Annotated in this window: 22 protein-coding genes and 4 pseudogenes; 6 read left to right on the forward strand and 20 right to left on the reverse strand. The window is 73.0% G+C overall.

The features are described from left to right. Positions 1–61 precede the first annotated feature (61 nt). The 5 genes from HUN58_RS20550 to HUN58_RS11685 all read right to left on the reverse strand — a co-directional run bounded on the left by HUN58_RS20550 (position 62) and on the right by HUN58_RS11685 (position 3,092). Complete coding sequence (locus tag HUN58_RS20550; protein WP_254631463.1) at positions 62–211, reverse strand: hypothetical protein; 150 nt, start codon at positions 209–211, stop codon at positions 62–64. Continuing rightward, positions 160–489 (reverse strand): ABC transporter permease subunit, encoded by a 330-nt coding sequence (locus tag HUN58_RS20555; protein WP_254631464.1) that lies wholly within the window; start codon positions 487–489, stop codon positions 160–162. The genes HUN58_RS20550 and HUN58_RS20555 overlap by 52 nt, the downstream gene beginning before the upstream one ends. Further along, a complete protein-coding gene (locus HUN58_RS20560; protein WP_254631465.1) occupies positions 405–899 on the reverse strand; it encodes a hypothetical protein in 495 nt (164 codons plus the stop codon). Before HUN58_RS20560 ends, HUN58_RS20555 begins: the two co-directional genes overlap by 85 nt. Continuing rightward, complete coding sequence (locus tag HUN58_RS11680; protein WP_180225610.1) at positions 896–1,882, reverse strand: carbohydrate ABC transporter permease; 987 nt, start codon at positions 1,880–1,882, stop codon at positions 896–898. Before HUN58_RS11680 ends, HUN58_RS20560 begins: the two co-directional genes overlap by 4 nt. A 100-nt stretch (positions 1,883–1,982) precedes the next feature. Next, the gene (locus tag HUN58_RS11685) at positions 1,983–3,092 is read right to left on the reverse strand and encodes an ABC transporter substrate-binding protein (RefSeq protein WP_254631466.1); all 1,110 of its coding nucleotides are present in this window, start codon (positions 3,090–3,092) and stop codon (positions 1,983–1,985) included. Positions 3,093–3,236: 144 nt separating this feature from the next. Here HUN58_RS11685 and HUN58_RS11690 point away from each other — a divergent pair. The 3 genes and pseudogenes from HUN58_RS11690 to HUN58_RS11700 all read left to right on the forward strand — a co-directional run bounded on the left by HUN58_RS11690 (position 3,237) and on the right by HUN58_RS11700 (position 6,329). Beyond that, positions 3,237–4,237: pseudogene (locus HUN58_RS11690) on the forward strand (LacI family DNA-binding transcriptional regulator). Between the two features lie 11 nt (positions 4,238–4,248). Further along, entirely contained in the window at positions 4,249–5,589 is a 1,341-nt protein-coding gene (gene uxaC / locus HUN58_RS11695; RefSeq protein ID WP_368075743.1) for a glucuronate isomerase, read from the forward strand. A 50-nt stretch (positions 5,590–5,639) separates the two neighbouring features. Continuing rightward, entirely contained in the window at positions 5,640–6,329 is a 690-nt protein-coding gene (locus tag HUN58_RS11700) for a class I SAM-dependent methyltransferase (protein WP_208745516.1), read from the forward strand. On the opposite strand, the pseudogene HUN58_RS11710 reads toward HUN58_RS11700, so the two are convergent. From HUN58_RS11710 to HUN58_RS11720, 3 genes and pseudogenes are all read right to left on the reverse strand, one after another. After that, positions 6,290–6,999: pseudogene (locus tag HUN58_RS11710) on the reverse strand (response regulator transcription factor). The gene HUN58_RS11700 and the pseudogene HUN58_RS11710 sit on opposite strands and share 40 nt — an antisense overlap. Further along, positions 6,996–7,364, reverse strand: coding sequence for a sensor histidine kinase (locus HUN58_RS11715; RefSeq protein WP_208745519.1), 369 nt, complete (start codon positions 7,362–7,364; stop codon positions 6,996–6,998). The pseudogene HUN58_RS11710 and the gene HUN58_RS11715 overlap by 4 nt, the downstream one beginning before the upstream one ends. After that, positions 7,361–8,146: a histidine kinase dimerization/phosphoacceptor domain-containing protein gene (locus HUN58_RS11720; protein ID WP_217488521.1), complete on the reverse strand. Its 786-nt coding sequence runs from the start codon at positions 8,144–8,146 to the stop codon at positions 7,361–7,363. Before HUN58_RS11720 ends, HUN58_RS11715 begins: the two co-directional genes overlap by 4 nt. 157 nt (positions 8,147–8,303) lie before the next feature. On the opposite strand from HUN58_RS11720, the gene HUN58_RS11725 reads away from it, so the two are divergent. Further along, positions 8,304–8,552: an SHOCT domain-containing protein gene (locus HUN58_RS11725; RefSeq protein WP_254631467.1), complete on the forward strand. Its 249-nt coding sequence runs from the start codon at positions 8,304–8,306 to the stop codon at positions 8,550–8,552. Here HUN58_RS11725 and HUN58_RS11730 read toward each other — a convergent pair. Then, positions 8,539–9,078: a gluconokinase gene (locus HUN58_RS11730; protein WP_180225615.1), complete on the reverse strand. Its 540-nt coding sequence runs from the start codon at positions 9,076–9,078 to the stop codon at positions 8,539–8,541. The two genes, HUN58_RS11725 and HUN58_RS11730, sit on opposite strands and share 14 nt — an antisense overlap. A 114-nt stretch (positions 9,079–9,192) precedes the next feature. Here HUN58_RS11730 and gndA point away from each other — a divergent pair, with 114 nt between their 5' ends. After that, positions 9,193–10,596, forward strand: a complete 1,404-nt coding sequence (gene gndA, locus HUN58_RS11735) for an NADP-dependent phosphogluconate dehydrogenase (RefSeq protein ID WP_208745520.1) — start codon at positions 9,193–9,195, stop codon at positions 10,594–10,596. 77 nt (positions 10,597–10,673) lie between these two features. Here the strand turns inward: gndA and HUN58_RS11740 are convergent, their stop codons facing one another. After that, complete coding sequence (locus HUN58_RS11740) at positions 10,674–11,003, reverse strand: hypothetical protein (RefSeq protein WP_208745521.1); 330 nt, start codon at positions 11,001–11,003, stop codon at positions 10,674–10,676. Positions 11,004–11,578: 575 nt separating this feature from the next. Here HUN58_RS11740 and HUN58_RS11745 point away from each other — a divergent pair. After that, positions 11,579–13,090 carry a molybdopterin-dependent oxidoreductase gene (locus HUN58_RS11745; RefSeq protein WP_254631679.1) on the forward strand — a complete coding sequence of 504 codons (1,512 nt, stop codon included), beginning with the start codon at positions 11,579–11,581 and terminating at the stop codon, positions 13,088–13,090. 27 nt (positions 13,091–13,117) lie between these two features. On the opposite strand, the gene HUN58_RS11750 is transcribed toward HUN58_RS11745, so the two are convergent. From HUN58_RS11750 to HUN58_RS11795, 10 genes and pseudogenes are all read right to left on the reverse strand, one after another. Further along, positions 13,118–13,894 (reverse strand): putative protein N(5)-glutamine methyltransferase, encoded by a 777-nt coding sequence (locus HUN58_RS11750; protein ID WP_180225619.1) that lies wholly within the window; start codon positions 13,892–13,894, stop codon positions 13,118–13,120. Continuing rightward, complete coding sequence (locus HUN58_RS11755; protein ID WP_180225620.1) at positions 13,891–14,868, reverse strand: ribose-phosphate diphosphokinase; 978 nt, start codon at positions 14,866–14,868, stop codon at positions 13,891–13,893. The genes HUN58_RS11750 and HUN58_RS11755 overlap by 4 nt, the downstream gene beginning before the upstream one ends. A 49-nt stretch (positions 14,869–14,917) precedes the next feature. After that, positions 14,918–16,180: pseudogene (gene glmU / locus HUN58_RS11760) on the reverse strand (bifunctional UDP-N-acetylglucosamine diphosphorylase/glucosamine-1-phosphate N-acetyltransferase GlmU). Between the two features lie 191 nt (positions 16,181–16,371). After that, positions 16,372–17,706, reverse strand: coding sequence for an MFS transporter (locus tag HUN58_RS11765; protein WP_208745522.1), 1,335 nt, complete (start codon positions 17,704–17,706; stop codon positions 16,372–16,374). 139 nt (positions 17,707–17,845) lie between these two features. Next, positions 17,846–18,892 (reverse strand): NAD(P)-dependent alcohol dehydrogenase, encoded by a 1,047-nt coding sequence (locus HUN58_RS11770; protein ID WP_114848875.1) that lies wholly within the window; start codon positions 18,890–18,892, stop codon positions 17,846–17,848. After that, positions 18,889–20,187: an ROK family transcriptional regulator gene (locus HUN58_RS11775; RefSeq protein WP_180225622.1), complete on the reverse strand. Its 1,299-nt coding sequence runs from the start codon at positions 20,185–20,187 to the stop codon at positions 18,889–18,891. Before HUN58_RS11775 ends, HUN58_RS11770 begins: the two co-directional genes overlap by 4 nt. Before the next feature lie 174 nt (positions 20,188–20,361). Next, positions 20,362–21,405 carry a sugar phosphate isomerase/epimerase gene (locus tag HUN58_RS11780; protein ID WP_180225623.1) on the reverse strand — a complete coding sequence of 348 codons (1,044 nt, stop codon included), beginning with the start codon at positions 21,403–21,405 and terminating at the stop codon, positions 20,362–20,364. 26 nt (positions 21,406–21,431) lie between these two features. After that, a complete protein-coding gene (locus HUN58_RS11785; protein WP_167510014.1) occupies positions 21,432–22,532 on the reverse strand; it encodes a Gfo/Idh/MocA family protein in 1,101 nt (366 codons plus the stop codon). Then, the gene (locus tag HUN58_RS11790) at positions 22,529–23,227 is read right to left on the reverse strand and encodes a ThuA domain-containing protein (RefSeq protein ID WP_180225624.1); all 699 of its coding nucleotides are present in this window, start codon (positions 23,225–23,227) and stop codon (positions 22,529–22,531) included. The genes HUN58_RS11785 and HUN58_RS11790 overlap by 4 nt, the downstream gene beginning before the upstream one ends. Then, a pseudogene (locus tag HUN58_RS11795) lies at positions 23,224–24,311 on the reverse strand (Gfo/Idh/MocA family protein). The gene HUN58_RS11790 and the pseudogene HUN58_RS11795 overlap by 4 nt, the downstream one beginning before the upstream one ends. Positions 24,312–24,366 lie beyond the last annotated feature (55 nt).

A 24,366-nucleotide genomic window follows, 5' to 3' on the forward strand; every position in this document is an offset into this window, starting at 1 on the left:
CGGACGGGAGGCGCGGGGCGGGCTGGCACCGCGCCTCCTGTCCGTCGTCTGGTTGCGTTCGCTACTTGACGGAGCCGGCCGTCAGGCCGCCGACCAGGTAGCGCTGGAAGATCAGGTAGAGCGCGACGACCGGCACGGCGCACACGATCGAGGCGGCCATCATCTGGCCGTAGATCGGGACGGCGCCGCCCTCCTGCGTGGTGCCGAGCACCTGCAGTCGTTCCAGCCGAGCAGGAAGGCGAAGATCGCCGACACGACGATCCCGGGCCACGACAGCGGCAGGACGACGCTCCGCAGGATGCGTCCGCTCGAGGCGCCGTCGATGCGCGCCGCCTCTTCGAGTTCCTTCGGCAGACCGCGGAGGTAGGTCACCATGACCCACGTCGAGAACGGCAGCGCGAACGTCAGGTAGGTGACGAAGAGGCCCCAGCGGGTGCCGATGACCTGCACACCGGTCGCGCTCGCGATGTTCGCGAAGACGACGAACACCGGCAGGAGCAGGAGGGTCCCGGGGATGGACTGCAGGGAACCGGAACCGGACCAGGACGTAGGCGGTCGACAGCCACGGCCCCGGCGGTCAGGAGCGAGTTCACCAGCCCCTGGCCGAGGGCGACGGTGTTCCAGATCTCGACGTAGTTCGCCAGCGTGAACTCGGACGGGAAGTACTCGCCGCGGGCGACCGCGACGTCCGAGTTGACCGAGCCGAACAGGATGTAGAGCACCGGCGCGGCGATGAACGCGATGATGACGGCGATCACGACGACCAGGAGCCACCGGGGCAGGAGCCGGGTGACGTCGGTGTCGTACGGGCGCTTGGTGCGCTTCCGGGCGCCCCCGGTGGTGATGCTCTCGGTGAGCGTCGCGGTGGGCCGGGTGCGGGTGGTGCTGAAGGCGCTCATGCGCGGGCTCCGTCGAGGTCGGCGGCGGCGGCCGGGGTCGCTGCTGCGAGGGTCAGCCGGTCGCTGCGGCGCTGCTTGCGGCTGGGGTCGGCGTCGTCACCGGTGTCGAGCTTGACGGCCCGCAGGTACACGAACAGCGGGATGGCGACGATCACGAGCGAGCAGATCGCCATCGCCGCGGAGAGCCCGAAGCGGAACGACTGGAAGCTCGCGATGTACGTCAGGACGGGCATGACCTCGACGCTCGAGGGCAGCGGGATGCCGAACAGCACGAACGGCAGCGTGAAGTTGTTGATGTTGTGGAGGATCGAGATGATCACCGCGAGGCTGAGCGGTCCGCGGAGGTACGGGAAGACGATGTACCGCAGCTTCGCCCACCACGTGACGCCGTCGAGTGCCGCGGCCTCGTGCACCTCGTTGTCGACCGCCTGCAGCCCCGCGAGCGAGAGCAGGTAGACGAAGGGCCAGCTCGTCCAGATCATCACGCCGGCCAGGGCCCAGTAGGACGCCGAGCCGTTCAGCCACAGCACGTCCGTGCCGAGCACCGTGTTCACGACGCCCTGCGGTTGGAGCATCGTGCGGAAGAACGTGCCGACGACGAAGGCCGGGAGCACGTACGGGATGAGGTAGACCGAGCGGACGAGTCCGCGTCCGGGGAACCGGTTCTGCGTGGAGATCGCCGCGGCGACGCCGATCGGGACGGTGACGGCCGTGACGAGCACGGACAGCGACACCGAGATCCAGACCGAGTGCAGGAGCGGCGAGTCCGTGAACGCCTCGGCGAAGTTGGCGAGGCCGACGAACGGGGCGCTGAACCACTCGCGGAGGGTGTACTGGTCGAGGTCGAGCATCGCGATGTACACGCCCACCAGGAGCGGCACGACGATGACGACGAGCATGAGGACACCGCCGGGCAGGAGCATCCACAGGGGGCGCTCGCGCTTGTAGAGGGGTGTCTTGCCGTGTGGCCGGACCTGCGTCATCACAGGCCTCCGTTCTTCTGCCGGTCCAGGGTTGCCTGGGCGTCCCGTTGTGCGGCGTCGAGCCGCTTCCGGAGCTGGTCGTCGGTCACCTCGCCGCTCTTCAGCGACGGGATGGACTGCACGACGACGTCGACGAGCGAGAGCTGGATGTCGGACCACGCGCCGGTGAAGGCGGTGGGCTTCGAGAGCTTGCCGGCCCGATGGTCTGCGCGGCCTGCGTGTTGGTCGGCAGCTGCCCGAACAGCTCGAAGTAGCGCTCCTGGGCCGCCGGTGACGAGACCTGCTTGACGAAGTCGAAGGACAGGTCCTGCTTCTTGCCGTAGTCGGCGACGACGAGGTTGTCGCCGGACAGGATGCTCGCGCGTACTCGTACTTGCCGTCGACCGCCGAGCCCTTGAGGGTGTTCAGCGACGTCGTGGTCGTCATCGGGAAGAACGCGGCCTTGCCGTCCGCGAACTGGGCGAGGGCCTGGGCGTTGTTCCAGCCGATCGCGGCCTGGTCGACGACGCCGTCCTTCGTCACCCAGTCGAAGTAGGTGCGGTAGGCGTTCTCGACGGCGTCCGCGGAGATCTCCGCCTTCGAGCCGTCGACGAAACCCGTCGGCGTAGGCGATCGCCATGCCGAAGTGGCCGTCACGGGTGGTCGCCTTCGCGTCCGCGGTGAGCTCGTCCCAGGTGGTCGGCAGGTCGGTGATGCCCGCCTGGGCGAGCAGGTCCTTGTTGACCGCCATCACGAACGGCCGGCTGGCGAACGGGATGCCGATCTGCTTCGACGCGCTCGGCCCGGAGATGCCGAGCGAGGCGGCGTCGAACTGGTCCTTGCCGCCGACCGCCCGCCACTCCTTGCTGCCCATCTCGACGAAGGCGCCGGTGGCGTACGCGGTGGGGGTGAACGTCGTGCCGATCGCGTAGACGTCGGGGCCCTGTCCGGAGATGACGCTCGTCTGGATGGCGGTCAGCTCCTCCTGCGCGGAGGAGTACGTCTCCCACTGGATCCGGGCGCCCGTGGTGCGCTCGAACTCGGCAGCGGTCTCCTGCTGCCACTGCTTGCGCTCCTTGGGGTAGGTGGTGTCCGCGCCCATCATCACGCGGAGGGTGTTCGGGTCGTCGCCGCTGCCGTTCACGATCGCGCAGCCCTGGAGCGTGAGGGCGGCGACTGCGACGACGGCGGCACCGACGAGGGCGCGGGTCCTGCGTCTTCCTGTGCTCATGCGGGGGTTTCCTCCTCGAAGCCTCCACCGGGCTGAGCCCGGCCGACCGGCGGCGCTGCCGGCTGTGCGCCCCACTGTCCCGCTCCGTGGCAACATGCGGCAACCGGTTGCCACTTGTTGCCACGGCGGCTTAGCGTCACCACCGTGAGCAGCGCAGACACCGACACCGCTCGGCGGGTGACGATCCGGGACATCGCCGACGCGACCGGTGTGGCCCCGTCGACGGTGTCCCGTGCACTGTCCCTGCCCGACCGGGTGAACCGCGCCACGCAGCAGCGGATCCAGGACGCGGCGCGGGAGCTCGGCTACGTCCCGAACCAGCAGGCACGGGCCCTGACGTCCGGTCGCACCCGGGCCGTCGCCGTGCTCGTCTCGGACATCACGAACCCCTTCTACTTCGACGTCATCCGTGGCACGCAGCACCAGCTCGCCGCCGCCGGGTGGACGCAGCTGCTCGTCGACACCGAGGAGTCGGCCGAGGCGGAGCTCGCGGCCCTGAGCGCGATCGCGACGAAGGCCGACGGCGCGGTGCTCACCGCGTCCCGCCTGTCCGACGCGCAGATCGCCCGGTTCGCGGAGCGGACGCCGCTCGTCGTCGTGAACCGCCGACCGGCGGGGGTCCCCTCGGTGCTCATCGACACCCCCGGCGGGGTCGAGCAGGCCGTGCAGCACCTCGTGTCGCTCGGTCACCGGGACGTGCTGTACGTCGCCGGTCCGGACAGCTCGTGGTCGAACTCGGCCCGCACGCGCCGTTCGTCGACTCCGGTGCCGCCGCTGCCGACGCCGCCGTCCACGCGGGCGCGACGGCCTGCGTCGCGTTCAACGACCTCATCGCCATCGGCATGCTCACCCGACTGCGGGAGCGCGGCGTCCGCGTCCCGGACGACATGTCCGTCGTCGGGTGCGACGACATCTTCGGTGCCGACTTCTGCAACCCACCGCTCACCACGATGACGTCGCCGATCGAGCGTGCCGGACAGGTCGCCATCCGGATGCTGCTCGGTCGGCTCGGCGCGTCCCCGTCCGACGATCCGCTCGGCGACCCGGTCGGCGACCACCCGGCGAGCGCCGTCGCCCTGCCCACCCACCTGACCGTGCGGGAGTCCACCGGCCCCGCACCGGCCACCGCCCGCCGTCCGTCCTGAAGGAGTCGACGATGACCCGGACCAGCACCGCCACCCCGCTCGCCCCGCACCCCGACCGGCTGTTCGCCGCCGACCCCGCCGCGCGGACCGTCGCCCGGACCGTGTACCAGGCCGTCGCGGACGCGCCGATCATCTCCCCCCACGGGCACGTCGACGCGGCCCTGATCGCGGACGACCAGCCGTTCGCCGACCCCGCGTCGCTGCTCGTCACGCCCGACCACTACGTGCTGCGGCTGCTCCACGCCAACGGCGTCGGCCTCGACGAACTGGGACGACCGGACCGCTCCGGCGACGGGTCCGTCCCCGACGGTCGACAGATCTGGCACCGGCTGGCCGCGCACTGGGACGACTTCGCCGGCACGCCCGTCCGGTACTGGTTCGAGACGGAGCTGCACGACGTCTTCGGTCTGACGGAGCAGCCGTCGGCCGAGAACGCCGACGCGCAGTACGACCACCTGGCGGAGCTGCTGACCACGCCCGCGTTCCGTCCGCGGGCGCTCTTCGACACCTTCCGCATCGAGGTCCTCGCCACCACCGACGACCCGACCGCGGACCTCGCCGCGCACGCGCGGCTCGCCGCCGACCCGTCCTTCCGTGGACGGGTGCTGCCCACCTTCCGCGCGGACGCGGTCTTCGACCCGTCCCGACCGGACTGGAGGCACGTGGTCACGTCCATCGGTCAGGCCGCGGGCATCGACACGGGCACCCACGCGGGCCTGCTCGCCGCGCTGCGCGCGCGACGGCGGTACTTCATCGAGCACGGCGCGACCGCGACGGACACCGGCGTGCTCGACGCGGGTTCGACCCCGCTCTCCACGGCGGCACGGGAGCGCATCCACACCACGGCGCTGCTCGGCCCGGCGTCCCTGACCGAGGCGGACGCCGTCGCCTACCGGCACGACATGCTCTACCGCTGGGCGGAGATGAGCGTCGAGGACGGGCTGGTCATGCAGCTGCACCCCGGCGTGCACCGAAACCACCACCGGCCGACGCTCGAGCGCTTCGGGCCGGACACCGGGCACGACCTGCCCGCGGTCGGGTCCTTCACCGAGCCGCTCCGGCCGCTCCTCGAGGCCTTCGGCACCGCCCCCGGGTTCCACCTCGGGCTTCTACCCGGCCGTCTACGCCGGAGCGCCGTGGTGGTTCATCGACACCCCGGCGGCGATCGGCCGGTACCGCGCCGCGGTCACCGACTCGGCGTCGTGATCCCGGCGCGGCACGACATGGCGCGGCGGGCGGACGCGGCGTACCTGGCCTCGCTCGTCGTGTCGCACCAGCTCAGCGAGGAGGACGCGGTGCGCACCGCCCACCGGATCGTGTCGGACATCCCGCGGGCGACGTTCAAGCTCTGACCCGGTGCTCGTCGCCGGCCGATCCGGCGGCCGACGGGTACGGTCGTCGGATGGTCGAGCGGGCGGCTTCGCGGGTGCAGCGGGCGGACGAGCGGGTGCAGCGGGCGGACGAGCGGGTGCAGCGGGCGGACGAGCGGGTGCAGCGGGCGTACGCCGCCCGGGCGGACGAGTACGCGGCCGTGCTCGGGTCGATGGAGGCCGTGCACGTGGCGGACCGGACCCACGTCGAGCAGTGGGCGGCCGGCTGCCACGGCGTCGTGGTCGACGCCGGATGCGGGCCCGGGCACTGGACCGCACACCTGGCCGGGCTCGGACACCGGGTCGTCGGGCTCGACGTGGTCCCGGAGTTCGTCGCGATCGCACGGCGGACGGCACCGGGCGTGGAGGTGCGCCGGGCCACGCTCGAGTCGACCGGGCTGCCGGCCGGGAGCGTGGGCGGGGTGCTCTCGTGGTACTCGCTCGTGCACCACGAGCCGGATGCCGTCCCGGTCGCCCTCGCGGAGTTCCACCGGGTGCTCGACGCCGGTGGCGGGCTGCTCGTCGGCGCCTTCGCCGGTGCCGTCCTGGAGCCGTTCGACCACGCGGTGACGACGTGGTCGCGGCGGTCGAGGACGCGGGGTTCACCGTCGTCGACGTGCGGGAGCGCGAGGCAGCGCGGTGCGGGCGGGGTGATGTCGCCCGCCGTCGCGGCAGGTGGTCGTCAGGGCTGCCAGCCGGGGGTGGCCAGGCCGGTCTCGTAGGCGAAGACGACGAGCTGAGCGCGGTCGCGGGCGCCGAGCTTGATCATCGCGCGGGACACATGGGTCTTCGTGGTCATCGGGCTGACGAACAGGCGCTCGGCGATCTCGGTGTTGGTGAGTCCGAGGGCGACGAGCTGCATGACCTCGCGTTCCCGCTCCGTCAGCACGTCGAGCGACGGGGCGAGGGCGCTCGGCTTCGCGTGCGCGGCGTAGGCGGCGACGAGGGACCGGGTCGCCCCCGGGGACAGCAGGGACTCCCCCGCCTGCACGGTGCGGATCGCCCGGAGGAGCTCTCGAACACGTAGGCGTCCTCCTCGAAGGTGGTGAGGACGACGACGTGAACGCTGTCGAGCTCCGGGTCCGCGGCGATGCGTCTCGTCGCCTCGAGGCCGTCGGAGCCCGGCATGCGGATGTCCATGAGGACCACGTCCGGACGCTCCCGACGGACGGCGTCGACCGCGGCGTCGCCGTCGCCCGCGTCGCCGACCACCGTCATGCCCGGTTCGGCGTCGACGAGCGCGCGGAGCCCAGCCCGGACGAGCACCTGGTCGTCGACGAGCAGGACGCGGATCTGCTCGCCCCCATCGTCGGCAGGGGTCGGGCCTGCGGAGGTCGAACCTGCGGAAGTCGGGCCTGCGGGGCTCGGGCCTGCGGGGCTCGGGTCGGTCATGCTGGCTCCTCGGATCGGTCTGGTGGCCGGTTCGTCGGCACGGGCAGGCGCGCGGCCACCCGCCACCCGCCGTCCGGGGTCGGTCCGGCCGTCATCGTGCCGCCCACCGCGTCGGCGCGCTCGCGCATCCCGATGAGCCCGTTGCCCGACTCCCCGAGCCGGGTCGACCGCTGGACGGCTCCGGGCAGCGGGTGGTCCTGGACGACGAGGTCGAGCACCTCGGCGCCCACCGAGACGGTGACGTCGACGCGGTGGCCCGGCGCGTGCTTCATCACGTTCGTCACGGACTCCTGCACGATCCGGAAGGCGTTGCGGTCCACCACGCCGCCGACGGTCGTCGGGTCGCCCTCGACCCGTGCGGTCACGTCGATGCCCGCCGCCCGCGCACGGTCGACGAGGTCCGGGACCCGGTCGAGCCCCGGCACCGGGTTCCGCTCCGGCACGACCCGGCCGTCGGGGTCGGGACCGGCGCCGTCCGCCGATCCCGGATGCTCGTCAGTGAGTCCCGCGTCCCCGGAGGCAGGGTCGCGCCGAGGTGCAGCGCCACCCCTGCCTGCAGGTTGATGAGCGACATGCTGTGCGCGACCGAGTCGTGCAGCTCCCGCGCGATCCGGACGCGCTCGTCCCTGGCGCGCTGCTGCTCGGCCTCGGCCCGGGCACGCCGACGCTCGGCGACCCGTTCGAGACGGACACGGGCGAGTTCGGTGACGACGATCGTCACGGTCACCCAGGCGAGCGCGAGGACGGCGGCGTCGATGCTGTACAGGGGCGATCGAGCCGTCAGCAGGTCGGCGGACGGCGGAACCAGGCGTTCGCCATCGCCATCGTCAGCGCCGCCACGAACGGGCCGCGGGGCGACACCAGCAGGGCGTACCCCGCGGTCGTCGCGAGCGTGACGGCGAGGACGCTCCGCGGGAACGACCATCGCCGCGAGCGGGACGACGTCCACGGGCTCGAGCACGACGCCGGCGCCCGCCCAGGGGGGACGTTGCCCTCGCGGGGGTCCGCCGCTGATGCGCGACGCGAGCAGGGTCCCGGCGACCTGCACGACCGCGACGGGGAGCACCCGACCGACGCGGGCGAACCGCGGGCTCCCCGAGGACCGGCGGCGATCGCCGGTGGTCGGAGCGGGGGCGTCGGTGGTCACGGGGCGAGCCTAGGGGCGGCAGCGCGCCGGGGCGTCGGGCCGCCGCACCATCTGTGGACTACTCCCCCGGGCGGAGTCGCCTGTGCAGGAGTGGCGTCGTCGCGACTGCGGGAGCAGCCGGAAGTGGGCCCGGTCGGCGGAACCACAGGAGGCCATCGTGATCCCCGCACTCTCGTCCATCGCCGCCGTCGGTCCGTACGCCCACGGACCCGGCTTCCCGTTCCTCGCGCTCCCGCTGTTCTTCTTCCTGGCGCTCGTGGCGCTCGGCGTCGTCTTCGGCGTCCTCCGCCGCGGGTCCTGGCGGGCGCGCTCCGATGCCCGGTCCGTGCTCGCGGACCGTTTCGCCCGGGGCGACATCGACGCCGAGGAGTACCGCGGGCGGCTCGCCGAGCTCAGCCGGAGGTGACCGACAGCGCCGACCTGATCGTCGCCACGGTGTCGTCGACGGAGCCGTCGATCGACACCGCGACGGCGGCCTCGTCGGGCTCCGGCCGCTCGAGCGTCGCGAACTGCGAGTCGAGCAGCGACGTCGGCATGTACTCGTGGTGCCGGTGCGACTGCCGCTCGGCGATGAGGTCGTGCGAGCCGTCGAGGAAGGCGATGACCAGGTCCGGGGCGGCGGACCGGAGCCGGTCCCGGTACACGCGCTTGAGCGCCGAGTTCGCCATCACGCAGCGGCGACCCGAGGCCTGCACCGCCGCGATCCTGGCCGCGCAGGCGTCGAGCCACGGCCAGCGGTCCTCGTCGGTCAGCGGCATGCCCTGCCGCATCTTCTCCTTGTTCGCGGCGGGGTGCAGGTCGTCCGCGTCGACGAACTCGCTCGGCTGACCCTGGTCGGCGAGGGCGTCGGCGAGCGCCTGTCCGATCGTCGACTTGCCGGAGCCGGAGACCCCCATCACGAGCACGGGCGGGAGGACGGCGACGTCGTTCATCCCTCCACAGTAGGAGAGCGTCCGGTTCCCGTCCCCAGTTGCCGTCACACTCGTGCGACCCCAGGGTCCGGCTCGTAGGTTGGGCACCGAACATCCAGGACGAAGGAGACCCAGGTGGCAGAGCACGACGGACAGGCGAACATCGGGGTCATCGGCCTCGCGGTGATGGGCTCGAACCTCGCACGCAACCTCGCCTCACGCGAGGGCAACACGGTCGCGGTCTACAACCGCACCTACGCCCGGACCGAGGAACTCATGCAGGAACACGGCGACGCCGGGTTCATCGCATCAGAGGACATCGACGGGTTCGTCGCGTCGCTGTCGAAGCCCCGGACCGCGATCATCATGGTGCAGGCCGGCAAGGGCACCGACGCCGTCATCGACCAGCTCGCGGAGCGGTTCGAGGAGGGCGACATCATCGTGGACGGCGGCAACGCGAACTTCCACGACACCATCCGTCGCGAGCACGACCTGCGCGAGAAGGGCCTGAACTTCGTCGGCACCGGCATCTCCGGCGGCGAAGAAGGCGCGCTCAACGGCCCGTCGATCATGCCCGGCGGCTCGAAGGAGGCCTGGGAGACCCTCGGACCGATCCTCAAGTCGATCGCCGCCGTGGCCGAGGGCGAGCCGTGTGTGACGCACATCGGCTCCGACGGCGCCGGCCACTTCGTGAAGATGGTGCACAACGGCATCGAGTACGCCGACATGCAGCTCATCGCGGAGTCCTACGACCTGCTCCGCCGCGTCGGCGGGTACTCCGTCGAGCAGCTCGTGCAGGTGTTCGACGAGTGGAACAAGGGCGACCTGGAGTCGTACCTGATCGAGATCACCGGCGAGGTCCTCAAGCAGCAGGACGCCGACACCGGGAAGCCGCTCGTCGACGTCATCCGCGACGAGGCCGGCTCCAAGGGCACCGGCGTCTGGACCGTGCAGAACGCCGTCGGTCTGGGCATCCCGGTGTCGGGCATCGGCGAGGCGGTCTTCGCCCGTGCGGTGTCGTCGAAGCCGACCCAGCGTGCCGCGGCCGACGACGTCCGTGCGGCGCTGTACGCATCGAAGGTCGTCGCGTACGCGCAGGGCTTCGACCTCATCATCGCCGGGGCGAAGGAGTACGACTGGGACATCGACCTGGGCGCGGTCGCGAAGATCTGGCGCGGTGGCTGCATCATCCGGGCGCAGTTCCTCAACCGCATCGTCGAGGCGTACGACAAGAACCCGGCGCTCGAGTCGCTGCTGGTCGACCCGTACTTCGCGGACGCCGTCGCGGAGGGCGAAGCGGCCTGGCGACGGATCGTCGGCATCGCGGTCGCGTCCGGGATCCCGGCGCCGGGCTTCTCGTCCGCGCTGGCCTACTACGACTCCCTCGCCTCGGACCGGCTCCCCGCGGCGCTGATCCAGGGGCAGCGTGACTTCTTCGGGGCGCACACCTACCAGCGCATCGACAAGGACGGCACGTTCCACACCCTGTGGTCCGACGACGACCGGCGCGAGGTCGAACAGGAGCCGTCGACGCACTGACCGAGGGGCACTGACGGGTCCGGACCGGCCGACGGGCGAGGAGCGCAGGCTCCTCGCCCGTTCCCGTTCCCGGTCGTTCAGGCGACGATGCGCTCGCGGGCCAGGTCGGCGACGAGCCGCTCGAGCCGCGGGCCACGGCCGAGCAGGCGCTGCGACCCCGGAGCCGAGCGGACGAAGAACGTGGCGACCGCGGTCGTGTCGTCCGGCCGGACGTAGTGCAAGGCAACCGCCGCGGCGTTCCGTTCCCCGACCACGTCCTCGAGTCCGACGTGCACCATCCGGCTCCAGCGGATCACGAGCAGCCGGGTCGCGCGGCGCTCCTCGAGTTCCCAGAGCGACGCCTCGGTGGCACCGAACGCCCAGGTGACCCGCTGCCCGAGCGCCGTCTCGGGACGGGCTTCGTGCACGGCGTCGCGGAGCTCCTGGGGCGAGCGCCTCGTCGGCGCGGCGCCGTCGGATCGCCCGGGCCCGGAGGACCGCGACGGCGATGAGCGCCAGGCCGCCGGTGATCGCGACCGCCTCGAGCACCCCGAAGTACGACAGGTCGGACTCCGGCGCGGTCGTGGACACCACGATGCGGGTGACGAGCAGGGCGACCCAGATCCCCACGATCGTCCAGCGCAGGGCGGCGAAGCGTCGAGCGACCGACATCGTCGGGCGGGACCGCCGCTGCGCACGTCGCTGCGCACGTTGCTGTGCACGTCGCTGAGCTCGCTGCTGGGCCCGCTGCTGCGTCGCCGCGCTGGCCCGTTCCGGGGAACGAGGCGATGAACGCCCGGGGAAGCCCCGCTCCTCCACAGCAGGTCGGCCGCCGGCGCCCGTCCACCGTCCGGCCGCCTGTCAGCCCGTCGGCGGCCTGCCGACCTACGCTGCACGGGTGAGCACCGCACCACCCTCCACCTCCTCCGCACCCGCTGCCGAGCCGCTCCCGCCGGGGACGTCCGTCCGCCGCCCGGCCGGGTGGGCCGCCGCGTGCGGGATCGTGGCCGTCGTCGCGTTCCTGGCCGTCGCCGAGTTCGGCGCGCTGCTGCTCGGCGGCGCCGGCAGTCCGCTCGTCGCCGTCGGTTCCGCCGTCATCGACCTCGCTCCGCCCGATGCGAAGGACCTCATGGTCGGGCTGTTCGGCACCGGGGACAAGGCCGCGCTCTTCGTCCTGATGGCCGTCGTCACGGCGGGCATCAGCGCCGGCGCGGGCGTCCTCGAACGTCGACGTCCGCCGTTCGGGGCGCTCGTGTTCGCGGTCGGTGGTGCGCTGTCGCTCGCAGCCGTCACCACGCGGTCGGGCAGCGGCACGTGGGACGGGCTGCCGAGCGTCCTCGGCGTGGTCGCGGCGATCGTCGTACTGCGCATGCTCCTCCGTCGGCTCCGGCGGTGGGAAGCCGCAGCAGCCGTCCCGTCGGCCTCGCCCAGACCGGCGGCGACCGAACGTCGCACATTCCTGGTGTGGGGTGCGGCGACCGCCGTCGCCGCGGTCGTGGTCGGTGGCGCGTCCCGCCTCGGGACCTCGGCGATGCAGGCGGCCGCGGCTGCACGGCGGGCGATCCGCCTGCCGCAGCCCGCGACCACGGCGACGCCCGTCCCCGCCGGGGCGTCCCTCGACGTGTCCGGGATCACGCCGTACGTCACCCCCAACGCCGACTTCTACCGGATCGACACCGCCCTGCGCGTGCCGTCGGTCGACCCCGCGCAGTGGAAGCTGCGGATCCACGGCGCTGTCGAGCGTGAGGTCGAGCTGACCTGGGACGAACTGCTGGCGCTCCCGCTCGAGGAACACATGGCGACCCTGAGCTGCGTCTCGAACGAGGTCGGCGGGGACCTGATCGGCAACGCGCTGTGGCTCGGGTACCCGATCCGCGAACTCCTGGCGCGGGCGGGGGTCCGCGACGGCGCCGACATGGTGCTGTCCCGGAGCGTCGACGGCTTCTCGGCCGGGACGCCCCTCGACGTGCTGCAGGACCCCGACACCGCCGCGATGCTCGCCGTCGGGATGAACGGCGAGCCGCTCCCGCCCGAGCACGGGTTCCCGGTCCGGATGGTCGTGCCCGGCCTGTTCGGGTACGTCTCCGCGACGAAGTGGGTGAACGAGCTCGAGGTCACCCGATTCTCGGACGCGCAGGGGTACTGGACCCCGCGTGGCTGGTCGGAGCGCGGTCCGGTGAAGCTCGAGTCGCGGATCGACACGCCTCGGGATGGGGCATCGCTCACGGCGGGGAAGACCGTCGCCGTTGCGGGTGTCGCCTGGCAGCCGCACCACGGGGTGAAGGGCGTGCAGGTCCGGGTCGACGACGGCGAGTGGCAGGACGCGACCCTGGCCGACTCGGCGTCCGCCGACACCTGGCGGCAGTGGGTGTGGCGGTGGACCCCGACGGCCGGGTCGCACCGGCTGCAGGTCCGCGCCACGGGGACCGACGGGCAGGTGCAGACGAGCGTCGAGCGGCCTCCGGCGCCGAACGGCGCAACGGGATGGCACACCGTGCAGGTCAGCGCGGACTGACGGCGGTCCGCGGACGGCAGCCGGACGTCAGGCCGGTCGGACCGCCACGACGCACGTCCCGTCGACCTCGTCGTCGCGCTCGACCGCGACGGTGAACCCGGCGGCGGCGAACAGTGCCGCCGACGCCGCGGACTGGGCCTCCGAGACCTCGATGACGACCGCCCCGCCCGGGCACAACCACGCCCCGGCCCCGTCGGCGATGCGGCGGTGCACGTCGAGGCCGTCCGCTCCCCCGTCGAGGGCGACGAGCCGCTCGTGGTCGCGGGCCTCCGACGGCATCGTCGCGACCTCGCCGGACGGCACGTACGGGGCGTTCACGGCGATGACGTCGACGGCCTCCCGGAACCGCTCGGGCAGCGGCGCGAACAGGTCGCCCGTGACGACGATCCCCCGGTCCCCGATGTTCTCGGCGGCCACGTCGGTCGCGTCGGGGTCCACGTCAGCCGCGACGAGGTCGAGCGCACCGACCCGGCCGAGCAGCGCGACGGAGATCGCGCCGACCCCGCAGCACAGGTCGACGACCCGGTCGTAGCGGTGGAGCCGCCGCGCCGTCTGCTCGACGACGACCGCGGTGCGTGCCCGGGGCACGAAGACCCCTGCGGCGACGCGGACCCGGTGTCCGTCGAAGGCCGCCCAGCCGAGGACGACCTCGAGCGGCTCACCGGCGAGGCGCCGCTGCACCAGGGCACGCAGGCGGACCGGATCGCCGTCGCCTGCCTCGAGCAGCAGGTCGGCCTCGTCCTCGGCGAACACGCTGCCCGCCGCCCGAAGCCGGGCGGCGAGCGCGTCCCGCGCTGTGGTCAAGCCGCGCCGTCGAACATCGACGTGACGGAACCGTCGTCGAAGACCTCGTGGATCGCGCGGGCGATGAGCGGGGCGATCGGCAGGACCTCGAGGCGGTCCCAGCGCTTCTCCTCCGGCAGCGGCAGGGTGTCCGTGACGACGACGCGGTCGATGAACTCGCTCTGCAGCAGGTCCTTCGCCGGGTCCGAGAACACCGCGTGGGTCGCCGCGACGACGACGCCGGTGGCACCGTTCGCCTTCAGGGCCTCGGCGGCCTTGGCGATCGTGCGACCGGTGTCGATGAGGTCGTCGACGAGCAGGCAGACGCGGCCGGAGACGTCACCGACGATCTCGTGCGCGGAGACCTGGTTCGGGACGAGCGGGTCACGCCGCTTGTGGATGATGGCGAGCGGGGCGCCGAGCTTCTCGGACCAGATGTCGGCGACGCGCACGCGGCCCATGTCCGGCGACACGACGGTGAGCGTCTCCGGGTCGAGGATCTGCTGGAAGCGCTCGAGCAGCACGGGCATGGCGAACAGGTGGTCGACGGGGCCGTCGAAGAAGCCCTGGATCTGGGCGGCGTGCAGGTCGACGCTCATGATGCGGTGCGCACCGGCGGCCTTGAACAGGTCGGCGACCAGTCGGGCCGAGATCGGCTCGCGGCCGCGGCCCTTCTTGTCCTGTCGGGCGTAGGGGTAGAACGGCGCCACGACCGTGATGCGCTTCGCCGAGGCACGCTTGAGCGCGTCGACCATGATGAGCTGCTCCATGAGCCACTCGTTGATCGGCGCGGTGTGCGACTGGATGACGAACGCGTCGCAGCCGCGGACCGACTCGTCGAAGCGGGCGTAGAGCTCACCGTTCGCGAAGGTGCGGGCGTCGGTCGGGACCAGCTCGACCCCGAGTTCGTCGGCGATCTGCGCCGAGAGCTCCGGGTGCGCTCGTCCCGAGACGAGGACGAGTCGTTTCTGGCCGGTTGTCTTGATTCCGGACAAGTGCGGTGCTCACTCCCTGACCCGCTCGGGGTCGCTGCCGACGGCCGGGTCAGGTCGCCGTGTTCTGTTCGCCGTGCGCGCGCCGAGCCGCCTCGGCCGCCGGCGTACCGGGTCGGTGTTCCTCGACCCATCCGTCGGTGTTGCGCTGCGGGGCGTAGCTGATCGCGAGCGACCCGGCCGGTACGTCCTTGCGGACGGTCGTACCCGCGCCGGTGTACGCCCCGTCGCCAATCCTAACCGGGGCGACGAACACGTTGTGCGAGCCCGTCCGCACGTTCGACCCGACCTCGGTGCGGTGCTTGTGCACGCCGTCGTAGTTCGCGGTGATGGTGTTCGCCCCGATGTTGGAGTCCTCGCCGACCTCGGTGTCGCCGATGTAGGACAGGTGCGGCACCTTGCTGCCCCGCCCGATCACGGCGTTCTTGGTCTCGACGAACGTGCCGATCTTGCCCTGGTCGCCCAGGATCGTGCCCGGCCGCAGGTACGCGAACGGGCCGACCGAGGCACCGTCCCCGATCACGGCGAGCGTCGCGTCGACCCGGTTCACGGTCGCGCCGGCGCCGACCTCGGTGTCGCGCAGGGTCGTGTCCGGTCCGACGACGGCCCCGGCCGCGATCGCGGTGGCGCCGATCAGCTGGGTGCCCGGGAGCACCTCGGCGTCGGCCTCGATGGTGACGTCCAGGTCGATCCACGTCGTCGCGGGGTCCTGGACGGTGACGCCGGCGAGCTGGTGCCGACGGACGATCCGGGCGTTGAGCTCGCGGGCGGCGTCGGCGAGCTGCGCGCGGTCGTTGATCCCCGCCACGAGCCACGGGTCGGTGAGGGTCACGACGTGGCCGTCGTGAGACCGGGGAGCACAGCACGGAGGTGCGCGACGTCGAACGCGTAGATCCCGGCGTTCGCCTCGGTGATGGTGCGCTGCTCGTCGGTCGCGTCCTTGTCGAGGCCGGTCGGGTCGGGGGCGATCGCACTGACCAGGGTCGCGGCGTTCCCGGCGTGGGCGTCCACGAGCATGCGGAGCGACGCTGCGTCGAGCAGCGGGACGTCGCCGGAGAGCACGACCACGGCGCCCTCGAAGTCGGCGGGGAGCGCCTGGACCGCGACCTCGACGGCGCGCCCGGTGCCGGGGACGTCGTCCTGGTCGACGACGATCGCGCCGGGTGCGCGCTCGGCGACCTCGGCGGCGACGCGCTCCCGCTCGTGCCGGACCACCACGGCGACGTGCTCGGGCTCGCACCTTGGGGGTGGACGACTTCATGCGCGTGCCCTGCCCGGCGGCGAGGACGACGACGGCGATCCGCTGGTCGGTCATGCCCTCCATCCTGGCGCACGGGAGCCGAGCGGGTGCCGCGGGGCCGTCACCGTGGACGATCCGGCCCATAGCAGGTGACGTGGGAGGCAGGATCGCGCGAGGGGTGCCGGAAGGAACGACACACCACGCGCGGATCGGCACCCGACGAGCGGAAACGCCTCCGACGCGCGGAACGGCACCCGACGCGCGGATCAGCCCCCGACGCGCGGGACGGCCGCCGCCCCGTCCTCCCGCTTGACGAACGCCATGAGCACGAGCCCCGCGACGAGCACCACCACGATGCCGAGGATGCCGAAGCGCGTCGAGCCGGTCAGGGTCACGGCGACCCCGAACAGCGCCGGCGCCAGGAACGACGCCGCCCGCCCGGTCGTGGCGTACAGGCCGAAGAGCTCCCCCTCGCGGCCCGGCGTCGCGAGCCGCGCCAGGTACGCCCGCGACGACGACTGCACCGGGCCGACGAACACGCACAGCGCGAGCCCGAGCACCCAGAACCCGATCTGGGCCGTCCCGACCGCGAGCACCGCGAGCCGCCCGGACAGGAACGTCGCGACCCCGGCGACGACGTTCGCGACGATGGCGAACAGGATCACCTCGGACGCACTGAAGCCGAACACCTGCGCGGCGATGATCCCGCCGAACGTGAACACCGCCCCGACCCCGTCGCGGAACACCGCGCTCGCGACCAGGAACGCCAGGACGTTCCGCCGCTCGCGCCACAGCCGGGCGACGTGGCGGCCGAGGTCCCGGTAGGCGCCGAGCAGGCCGCCGGTCTGCGTCCGGTCCGGCGCGGCCTCGGGGACGGTCAGGAACAGCGGCACCGAGCTGACGGCGAGCCACACGGCGGCGATGCCGATCGCGACGCGGACGTCCCACTGCCCGGTCGCCACGGTCGCCGGCAGCTGCAGGACCCCGGCCACGCCGGGCGTCCCGAAGTCCTGGATGCACAGGACGAGCAGCACGACCAGCAGCACGATGCCGCCGAAGTACCCGGCCGCCCAGCCGATCGCCGAGACCCGGCCGGTCTCCGGCCCGGAGGCGACCTGGCCGAGCATCGCGTTGTACCCGACCGTGGCGATCTCGTACGCGACCGTCCCGATCCCGAGCAGGGCCGCGCCGAGCACGAGGTACGGCTGGCTCGGTGCGACGAACACCATCGCCCCGATCGACAGCGCGATGCCGATGGTCGCGACGAGCACCGAACGGCGCCGGTGCCCGGAGGAGTCCGCGAGCCGTCCGACCGCGGGGGCGACCAGCGCCACGACGATCCCGGCGACGGTCAGGGCGGTCGAGACGGTCGCCGCGTTCTGCGCGAGCTCCCGCTCGACCGCGCGGGTGGCGGCAGCCGAGGTGCCCTCGGCCGCGACGAGCCGCGGGTCGACGAACGCGCGGCTCGCCAGGTAGGTGCTGAACACGAAGGTGGTGACGACGGCGTTGAACGCCGCGGACCCCCAGTCCCAGAGGGCCCAGGACACGAGGGCCCGTCGGTCGGTGCGCTGCGGCACTGCGGCCGCCGGTGTCGCCGTCATGGCCGAACCGTAGCGCGTCGCGGTGTCGCACCGGTGCCCCCGGTCCGGGTGCACCGGCAGGTGCGGTCGCCGGACACGACCGCAGGACGGACTGGAGGCACGTGGCGGGCCCGCCACGTGCCTCCAGTCCGGTCCCGGGTCACGAGGCGGACGGGACCCCGTTCGGGTAGACGACCGACTTGAGGGAGGCCGGGTCGGTGTCGCTCTCGAGGGCCTCGCGGACGTCGTCGAGCCCGAAGCGTCCCGTGACGAGTGCGTCCAGGTCGACCTGTCCGGACGCGACCAGCCCGATCGCGACCGGCCAGGTGTTCGTGTAGCGGAAGATGCCGGTGACCGTCACCTCGAGGTTCTGGATGTGCTCGACGGGCAGCACCATCTCGGAGTTGCCGAGCCCGACCAGGACGGCGGCGCCGGCCGGTCCGACCGCCTTGATGCCGTCGGAGACCGCGCGCGGTGCGCCGCTGGCGTCGATGAAGGCGTCGACGGGGACGATGTCCGAGGTGACGTCCACCGCGACGGGGTCGACGACCTCCGTCGCGCCGAAGGACAGCGCCCGCTCGCGGCGCTCGGGGACGAGGTCGCTGACGACGACGCGCGTCGCACCGAACGCGCGGGCGACCTGCGCGCAGATGACGCCGATCGGACCGGCGCCGGCGATGAGGACGCTCGATCCGGGGACGATCCCGGCCTTCCGTGCGGCGGCGATGCCGACGGACAGGGGTTCGAGGAGTGCGCCGGCCTCGAACGAGACGGTGTCGGGCAGGGTGTGGGCGAACTCGGCCTCGATCGTGACGTACTCGGCGAACGCGCCGTCGACCGGCGGCGTCGCGTAGAAGCGCATGTGCGGGCAGAGGTTGTAGCGACCGGCCAGGCACTGCGCGCAGCGGTGGCAGGGGCGCTGCGGTTCGACGGCGACGCGCTCCCCGACGCGGGCGGGGTCGACGCCCTCGCCGACGGCGGCGATCGTGCCGGAGAGCTCGTGGCCGAGGACGAGGGGCTCCTCGACGACGAAGTCCCCGATGCGGCCGTGGCGGTAGTAGTGCACGTCGGAGCCGCACACGCCGACGGCGGCGACGCGGACGAGCACGTCCCCGGCGGCGACCTCGGGGACGGGGCGGTCCTCGACGGTGAGGTCCTGGGTGCCGAGCAGGACGCTCGCGCGCTGGGTGGTGGCGGTGTCGGTCATGCGGATCTCGCTTCCTCGACCGCGTCGTCGCGGTCGGACGGGGTGGTCGGTGTGTGGGCCGGGGTCGCCTGGGCCGGGGTCGCCTGGGCCGGGGTCGCCTGGGCCGGGGTCGCCTGGGCCTGGGTCGCCTGGCCGTCGCGGAGCAGGTCGGTGAACCCGAGCTCGGCGGCCCCGCGCACCAGGACGTCCCGCCCGAGCGCAGCCGGCACGACCCGGAGCCGGTCGGTCATGGCCGCCATCGTCTGCGCCCGGACCTCGTCCTCGACGCGGTCCCCGACGTGCCCGAGCAGCTCGCCGAGGAACCCGCCGAGGACGACGACCTCGGGGTCGACCGTGTGGACGGCGTTCCGGATCGCGGTGGCGAGCGCCGTGACCTGCCGGTCGACGACCCGCTCGACCTCGTCCCGGCCCTCGGCGAGCGCCGCGGCGAGGGCGTCGAGGTCGTCCGGGGGTGTCCCGGTGACCGCGGTCAGGGACTCGCGCGAGGCCTCGGTCTCCAGGCACCCGACGGCCCCGCAGTGGCAGCGGACGCCGTTCGCGGCGACGAAGGTGTGCCCGAGCTCGCCCGCGTACCCGTCGGCGCCGCTGAACGGTCGGCCGGCGCTGACGATGCCGCCGCCGATGCCGCTCGCGCCGCCGTTGAGGTAGACCAGGTCGTCGACGCCGCGGGCGCTGCCGTACAGCCGTTCGGCCCAGGCGCCGACGTTCGCGTCGTTCGCGGCGCGGACGGGCAGGCCGAGGCGATCGGCGAGCGGTCCCGCGAACGGCTCGTCCCGCCATCCGAGGTGCGGGGCGTCCCGGACGACCCCGTCCTCGACGCGGACGATGCCGGGGACCGCGACGCCGACCCCGACGAGCCGCAGGCCCGGTGCCGCCCGGGTGGTGAGGGTGCCGAGCACGCGGGCGACGGCGTCGATCGCCACGGCCGCGCTCGGGACGCTGGGCTGGGGTTCGACGAGCCGGTCGCGCACGGTGCCGTCGAGCGCGACGAGGGCCACCCCGACGGCGTCGATCTCGACCGTGACGGCGGCGGCCACGACGTCCGGCGACGCGCGGACGATCGCGCTGGGACGTCCGACGCCGGCTGTGGGGCGATCGGCACCGGGGCCGCCGGGGGCGGGGGACTCCTCGTGCACGAGTCCCTGCTCGACGAGCTCGCCGACGATCGCCAGGACCGTCGAGCGGTTCAGGCCCGTGCGCCGGGTGAGCTCGGCGCGCGGGAGCGGCCCGCCCTCGTGCACGATGCGGAGGACGCGCGCGGCGTTGCCGGGCGTGGTCGTGGCCGGTCGGGCCATGGGTCCTCCTCGTGGGGTGGTGGTGCAGGTCGGGCGGTGCCGAGGCTCGGCTCCGCGGACACCTTCGCAGGCCGAGCGCCGCGGAACTGTCCGCCTGGCCGAGACTCGGCCCCGCGCCGGCGCGGCGCCCGCCGGCGCGGGGCCCGCCGGCGCGGGGCCCGCCGTCGCTGGCGGCTAGCGCGAGCGCGAGAACGCGGCGTCGAAGGCGGCGTCCGGCGGCGCGATGGTCCCGAGCTGCCGGACGAACGCCAGCGCCTCCGGGCCGCCGAGGAGCCGGTCCATGCCCGCGTCCTCCCACTCGACGCTCGTCGGACCGCCGTAGCCGATGTGGTTCAGCACGCGGAACACCCGCTCCCACGGCACGTCCCCGTGCCCGGCGGTGACGAAGTCCCACCCGCGCCGCGGGTCGCCCCACGGCAGGTGCGACGACAGGCGTCCGTTGCGGCCGTCGAGCTGCTTCACCGACTCCTTGCAGTGCACGTGGTACACCCGGTCGGCGAAGTCGAGCAGGAACGCGGCGGGGTCCAGGTCCTGCCAGACGAAGTGCGACGGGTCGAAGTTGAAGCCGAACGCCGGCCGGTCCTGGAACACCTCCAGCGCCCGCTTCGCCGTCCAGTAGTCGTAGGCGATCTCGGACGGGTGCACCTCGAGCGCAAAGCGGACGCCGACCTCCTCGAACACGTCGAGGATCGGCGACCACCGGTCGTGGAAGTCCTGGTAGCCGGCGTCGATCATCGAGGGCGGCACCGGCGGGAACCCGGCGACGGTCTTCCAGATCGACGACCCGGAGAACCCGGTGACGGTCGTGACGCCGAGCGCCGCGGCCGCGCGGGCCGTCCACTGCAGCTCCTCGGCCGCCCGCTGGCGGACGCCCTCGGGGTCGCCGTCGCCCCAGACGTGCGGCGCGAGGATGTCCTCGTGCCGCTGGTCGATCGGGTCGTCGCACACGGCCTGACCGGTCAGGTGGTTCGCGATCGTCCAGACCTGCAGGCCGTTCCGCTCCAGGACCGCCTTCCGGTCCGCCACGTAGTCGGGATCCGTCGCGGCGCGACGGACGTCCAGGTGGTCGCCCCAGCAGGCGATCTCGAGCCCGTCGTAGCCCCACTCCCCCGCCAGGCGGGCGACCTCCTCGAACGGCAGGTCCGCCCACTGGCCGGTGAACAGGGTGACCGGTCGCGTCGACGCGCTCGGCCGGGAGGCACGGGTCGTCTCCGTCATGCTGCTTCCTTCCTCCTGCTGCTGGTTCACCAGGTGCTCGGCTCGGCTCCGGCGGGCACGGTGTCCGGTCGGTCGACGCGCGACCGCACGTCGACCACGGTGTGCTCGCGGGCGGCGGTCGAGACCGCCTCCATCACCTCGAGCACGTGGAACGCGAGGTCGCCGGACGCCCGGTGTGGCCGGTCCGTCGCGATCGCGTGTGCCATGTCGGCGAGGCCGTACCCGCGTCCGGCGTCGGCGTACCCGGCGCTCGTCGGCAGGTCCCGCCACTCGCGGGGCTGTGCTGTTCCCCCGTGGGCGTCGGCGATCGACACCGGGTCGGAGAACCGGTTCGGGTCGGGGACCCCGAGCGTGCCCGCGGTGCCGTACACCTCGAACAGTGGTGCCCGGGTGGCCCAGACCTCGAAGGACACCGTGACCGTGGAGACGACGCCGTTCGCGTGCTCGAGGACGGCGACCACGTGCGTGTCGATGTCGACCCGGAGCGGGGTGCCCGCGGCGGGCCCGGTGGCGATCGTGCGCTCGCGGTCGGAGCGGGTCGAGGCGCCGCTCACCCGGACGACCGGACCGAAGAACGAGACCAGGCTCGTCAGGTAGTACGGCCCCATGTCGAGCAGCGGTCCACCACCCGGCTGGTAGTAGAACGCGGGCGCCGGGTGCCACAGCTCGTGCCCGGGCGCCGACCAGGACACGGCGGCACCGACGGGCGTGCCGATCGCACCGCTGTCGAGCGCCTGCCGGGCCGTCTGGATCCCGGTGCCGAGCACGGTGTCCGGCGCGCTGCCGACCCGCAGCCCCGAGCGCCGGGCGAGGTCGAGCACGGGTTGCGCCTCGGCCGTCGACATCGCGAGCGGCTTCTCGCCGTAGACGTGCTTGCCGGCCTCGAGCGCCCGGGTGGCGATCTCGGCGTGCGCGGCCGGGATCGTCAGGTTGAGCACGACGTCGACGTCGTCCGCCGCGATGAGCTCGTCGACGCTCGTCCCGCGGACGCCCTGTGCCTCGCCGACCGACTGAGCCCGGGCGACGTCGATGTCCGCGACGGCGGTGAGCTCGAGCCCGGGCAGCGCCGGGAAGTGCTCGAAGTACTGCTGGCTGATGACGCCGACCCCGACGACACCGACCCTCATCGCGCTGCCCACAGGAGTCCCCTCTCGATGATCGTGCGGAGCGGCTGCGACTCGACGACCTCGAGCCGGTGCCCGGGCGCCGAGACGAACACGCGCCCCTGCCCCCACTGCCGGGTCCAGATCGCCGGCGCCGTGACCGGACGGTTCCAGGCGTCGAAGTCCCGGGCCTCCTGCGTCGTGGTCGCCAGCACGTCGTTGTACTCGTCGGAGAGCACCCAGTACTGCTCGGTCACCAGGTCGAAGTCCTCGATGCCCTGCGTGATCGGGTGCTCGTGCCCGGCCTCGGTGATGTGCACCGTGTACGGGATGTAGTTGTCGGACTGCTCGCCGGTGCGCTCGGAGGGGTGCTTGCTCGCGTGGTGCGCGAACTGCCCGCCGATCATGTGCAGGTAGTCGGCGGTGTTCCGGAACGCGTCCGCGATCCCGCCGTGCCACCCCGCGAGCCCGGCACCGCCGAGCACCGCCTTCTGCAGTCCGGCGAACTCGTCGTCCGCGATGGTCGACATGGTGACGACCTGCACGATCAGGTCGACGTCGGCCATCACGGACTCGTCGGCGTACACCGCCGTCGAGTCGGAGACGTGGACGTCGAACCCGTTGTCCCGCAGGAACGGGACGAAGAGGTCGGTGGTCTCGACCGGCATGTGCCCGTCCCACCCGCCCCGGACGACCAGCGCCTGCTTCCCGCCGGTCATCGGATCGCCGTCCAGGCGCTGCCGTCGGCCGCGCTGCGCTCGACTGCCTCGAGGACCCGCTGCACGTGCAGGCCGTCCGCGAACGACGGCTGCGGGTCGGTGCCGGCGACGATCGCCCGCACGAAGTCCGTGACCTGGTGGCTGAAGGTGTGCTCGTAGCCGATGAGGTGCCCGGTCGGCCACCACGCGGCCATCCACGGGTGCTCCGGCTCGGTGACGAGGATGCGGCGGAAGCCCTGCTCCCCCGCGGGCGCCGACGACTCGTACAGCCGCAGCTCGTTCATCGACTCGAGGTCGAACTGGATCGCGCCCTCGGACCCGCTGACCTCGAGCGTCAGGCCGTTCTTCCGACCGGTGGCGTAGCGCGTGGCCTCGAACGTCCCGATCGCGCCGTCGGCAGCGCCACCGCTGAGCCGCCCGAGGAAGAACGCGGCGTCGTCGACGGTGACCTGTCCGCGTTCGCTCGACGCGGTGCCCGACAGGCCGACGCCCTCGGCCATCAGCGGGCGTTCGTGCACGAAGGTCTCGAGCGTGCCGGACACGGTGGACAGCTGTGCGCCCGTGACGTGCTCGACGAGGTCGATCGCGTGCGCGCCGATGTCGCCGAGCGAGCCGGAACCGGCGAGCGCCTTGTCGAGGCGCCACGTCATCGGGCCCTCGGCGTCGGCCAACCAGTCCTGCAGGTAGAGCGCGCGGACCTGGCGGTGAACCCGACCATGGCGCGGACGCCGCGCGCAGCGGCGGACTCGGCGGCGGCGGTCATCGCCTCGGCCTCGGCCACGGTGTTGGCGAGGGGCTTCTCGCACAGCACGTGCTTGCCGGCCTCGAGCGCGGCGATCGCGACCTCGACGTGCGAGGAGCCGGGCGACACCACGTCGACGACGTCGATGTCCGGGTCGGCGACCACCCGGCGCCAGTCGGTCGACGCGGCCTGCCAGCCGTACTGCCGGCGCGCGGCCTCGGTGCGCTCGGCGTCCCGCCCGACGACGACCGCCATCTCGGGCTCCACGCCGAGGTCGAAGAACCGCGGGGCGGTCCGCCACGCCTGGGAGTGCGCCGCCCCCATGAAGCCGTGCCCGACCATCGCGACCCGCAGTCGCCCCGGTCCGTGTCCGTCCTGTGCCATCCACTCGCTCCTT

This window comes from Curtobacterium sp. Csp1, from assembly GCF_013347185.1.

What these genes read in the sequence shown, in the direction of transcription:
- HUN58_RS20560 (WP_254631465.1), bottom strand. Translation starts at nt 899, where the DNA reads ATGAGCGCCTTCAGCACCACCCGCACCCGGCCCACCGCGACGCTCACC.
- HUN58_RS11780 (WP_180225623.1), bottom strand. Translation starts at nt 21,405, where the DNA reads ATGACGGAGACGACCCGTGCCTCCCGGCCGAGCGCGTCGACGCGACCG.
- HUN58_RS11785 (WP_167510014.1), bottom strand. Translation starts at nt 22,532, where the DNA reads ATGAGGGTCGGTGTCGTCGGGGTCGGCGTCATCAGCCAGCAGTACTTC.
- uxaC (WP_368075743.1), top strand. Translation starts at nt 4,249, where the DNA reads ATGACCCGGACCAGCACCGCCACCCCGCTCGCCCCGCACCCCGACCGG.
- HUN58_RS11790 (WP_180225624.1), bottom strand. Translation starts at nt 23,227, where the DNA reads ATGACCGGCGGGAAGCAGGCGCTGGTCGTCCGGGGCGGGTGGGACGGG.
- HUN58_RS11770 (WP_114848875.1), bottom strand. Translation starts at nt 18,892, where the DNA reads ATGACCGACACCGCCACCACCCAGCGCGCGAGCGTCCTGCTCGGCACC.
- HUN58_RS11765 (WP_208745522.1), bottom strand. Translation starts at nt 17,706, where the DNA reads ATGACGGCGACACCGGCGGCCGCAGTGCCGCAGCGCACCGACCGACGG.
- HUN58_RS11730 (WP_180225615.1), bottom strand. Translation starts at nt 9,078, where the DNA reads ATGAACGACGTCGCCGTCCTCCCGCCCGTGCTCGTGATGGGGGTCTCC.
- HUN58_RS11680 (WP_180225610.1), bottom strand. Translation starts at nt 1,882, where the DNA reads ATGACGCAGGTCCGGCCACACGGCAAGACACCCCTCTACAAGCGCGAG.
- HUN58_RS11685 (WP_254631466.1), bottom strand. Translation starts at nt 3,092, where the DNA reads ATGAGCACAGGAAGACGCAGGACCCGCGCCCTCGTCGGTGCCGCCGTC.
- HUN58_RS11700 (WP_208745516.1), top strand. Translation starts at nt 5,640, where the DNA reads ATGGTCGAGCGGGCGGCTTCGCGGGTGCAGCGGGCGGACGAGCGGGTG.
- HUN58_RS11775 (WP_180225622.1), bottom strand. Translation starts at nt 20,187, where the DNA reads ATGGCCCGACCGGCCACGACCACGCCCGGCAACGCCGCGCGCGTCCTC.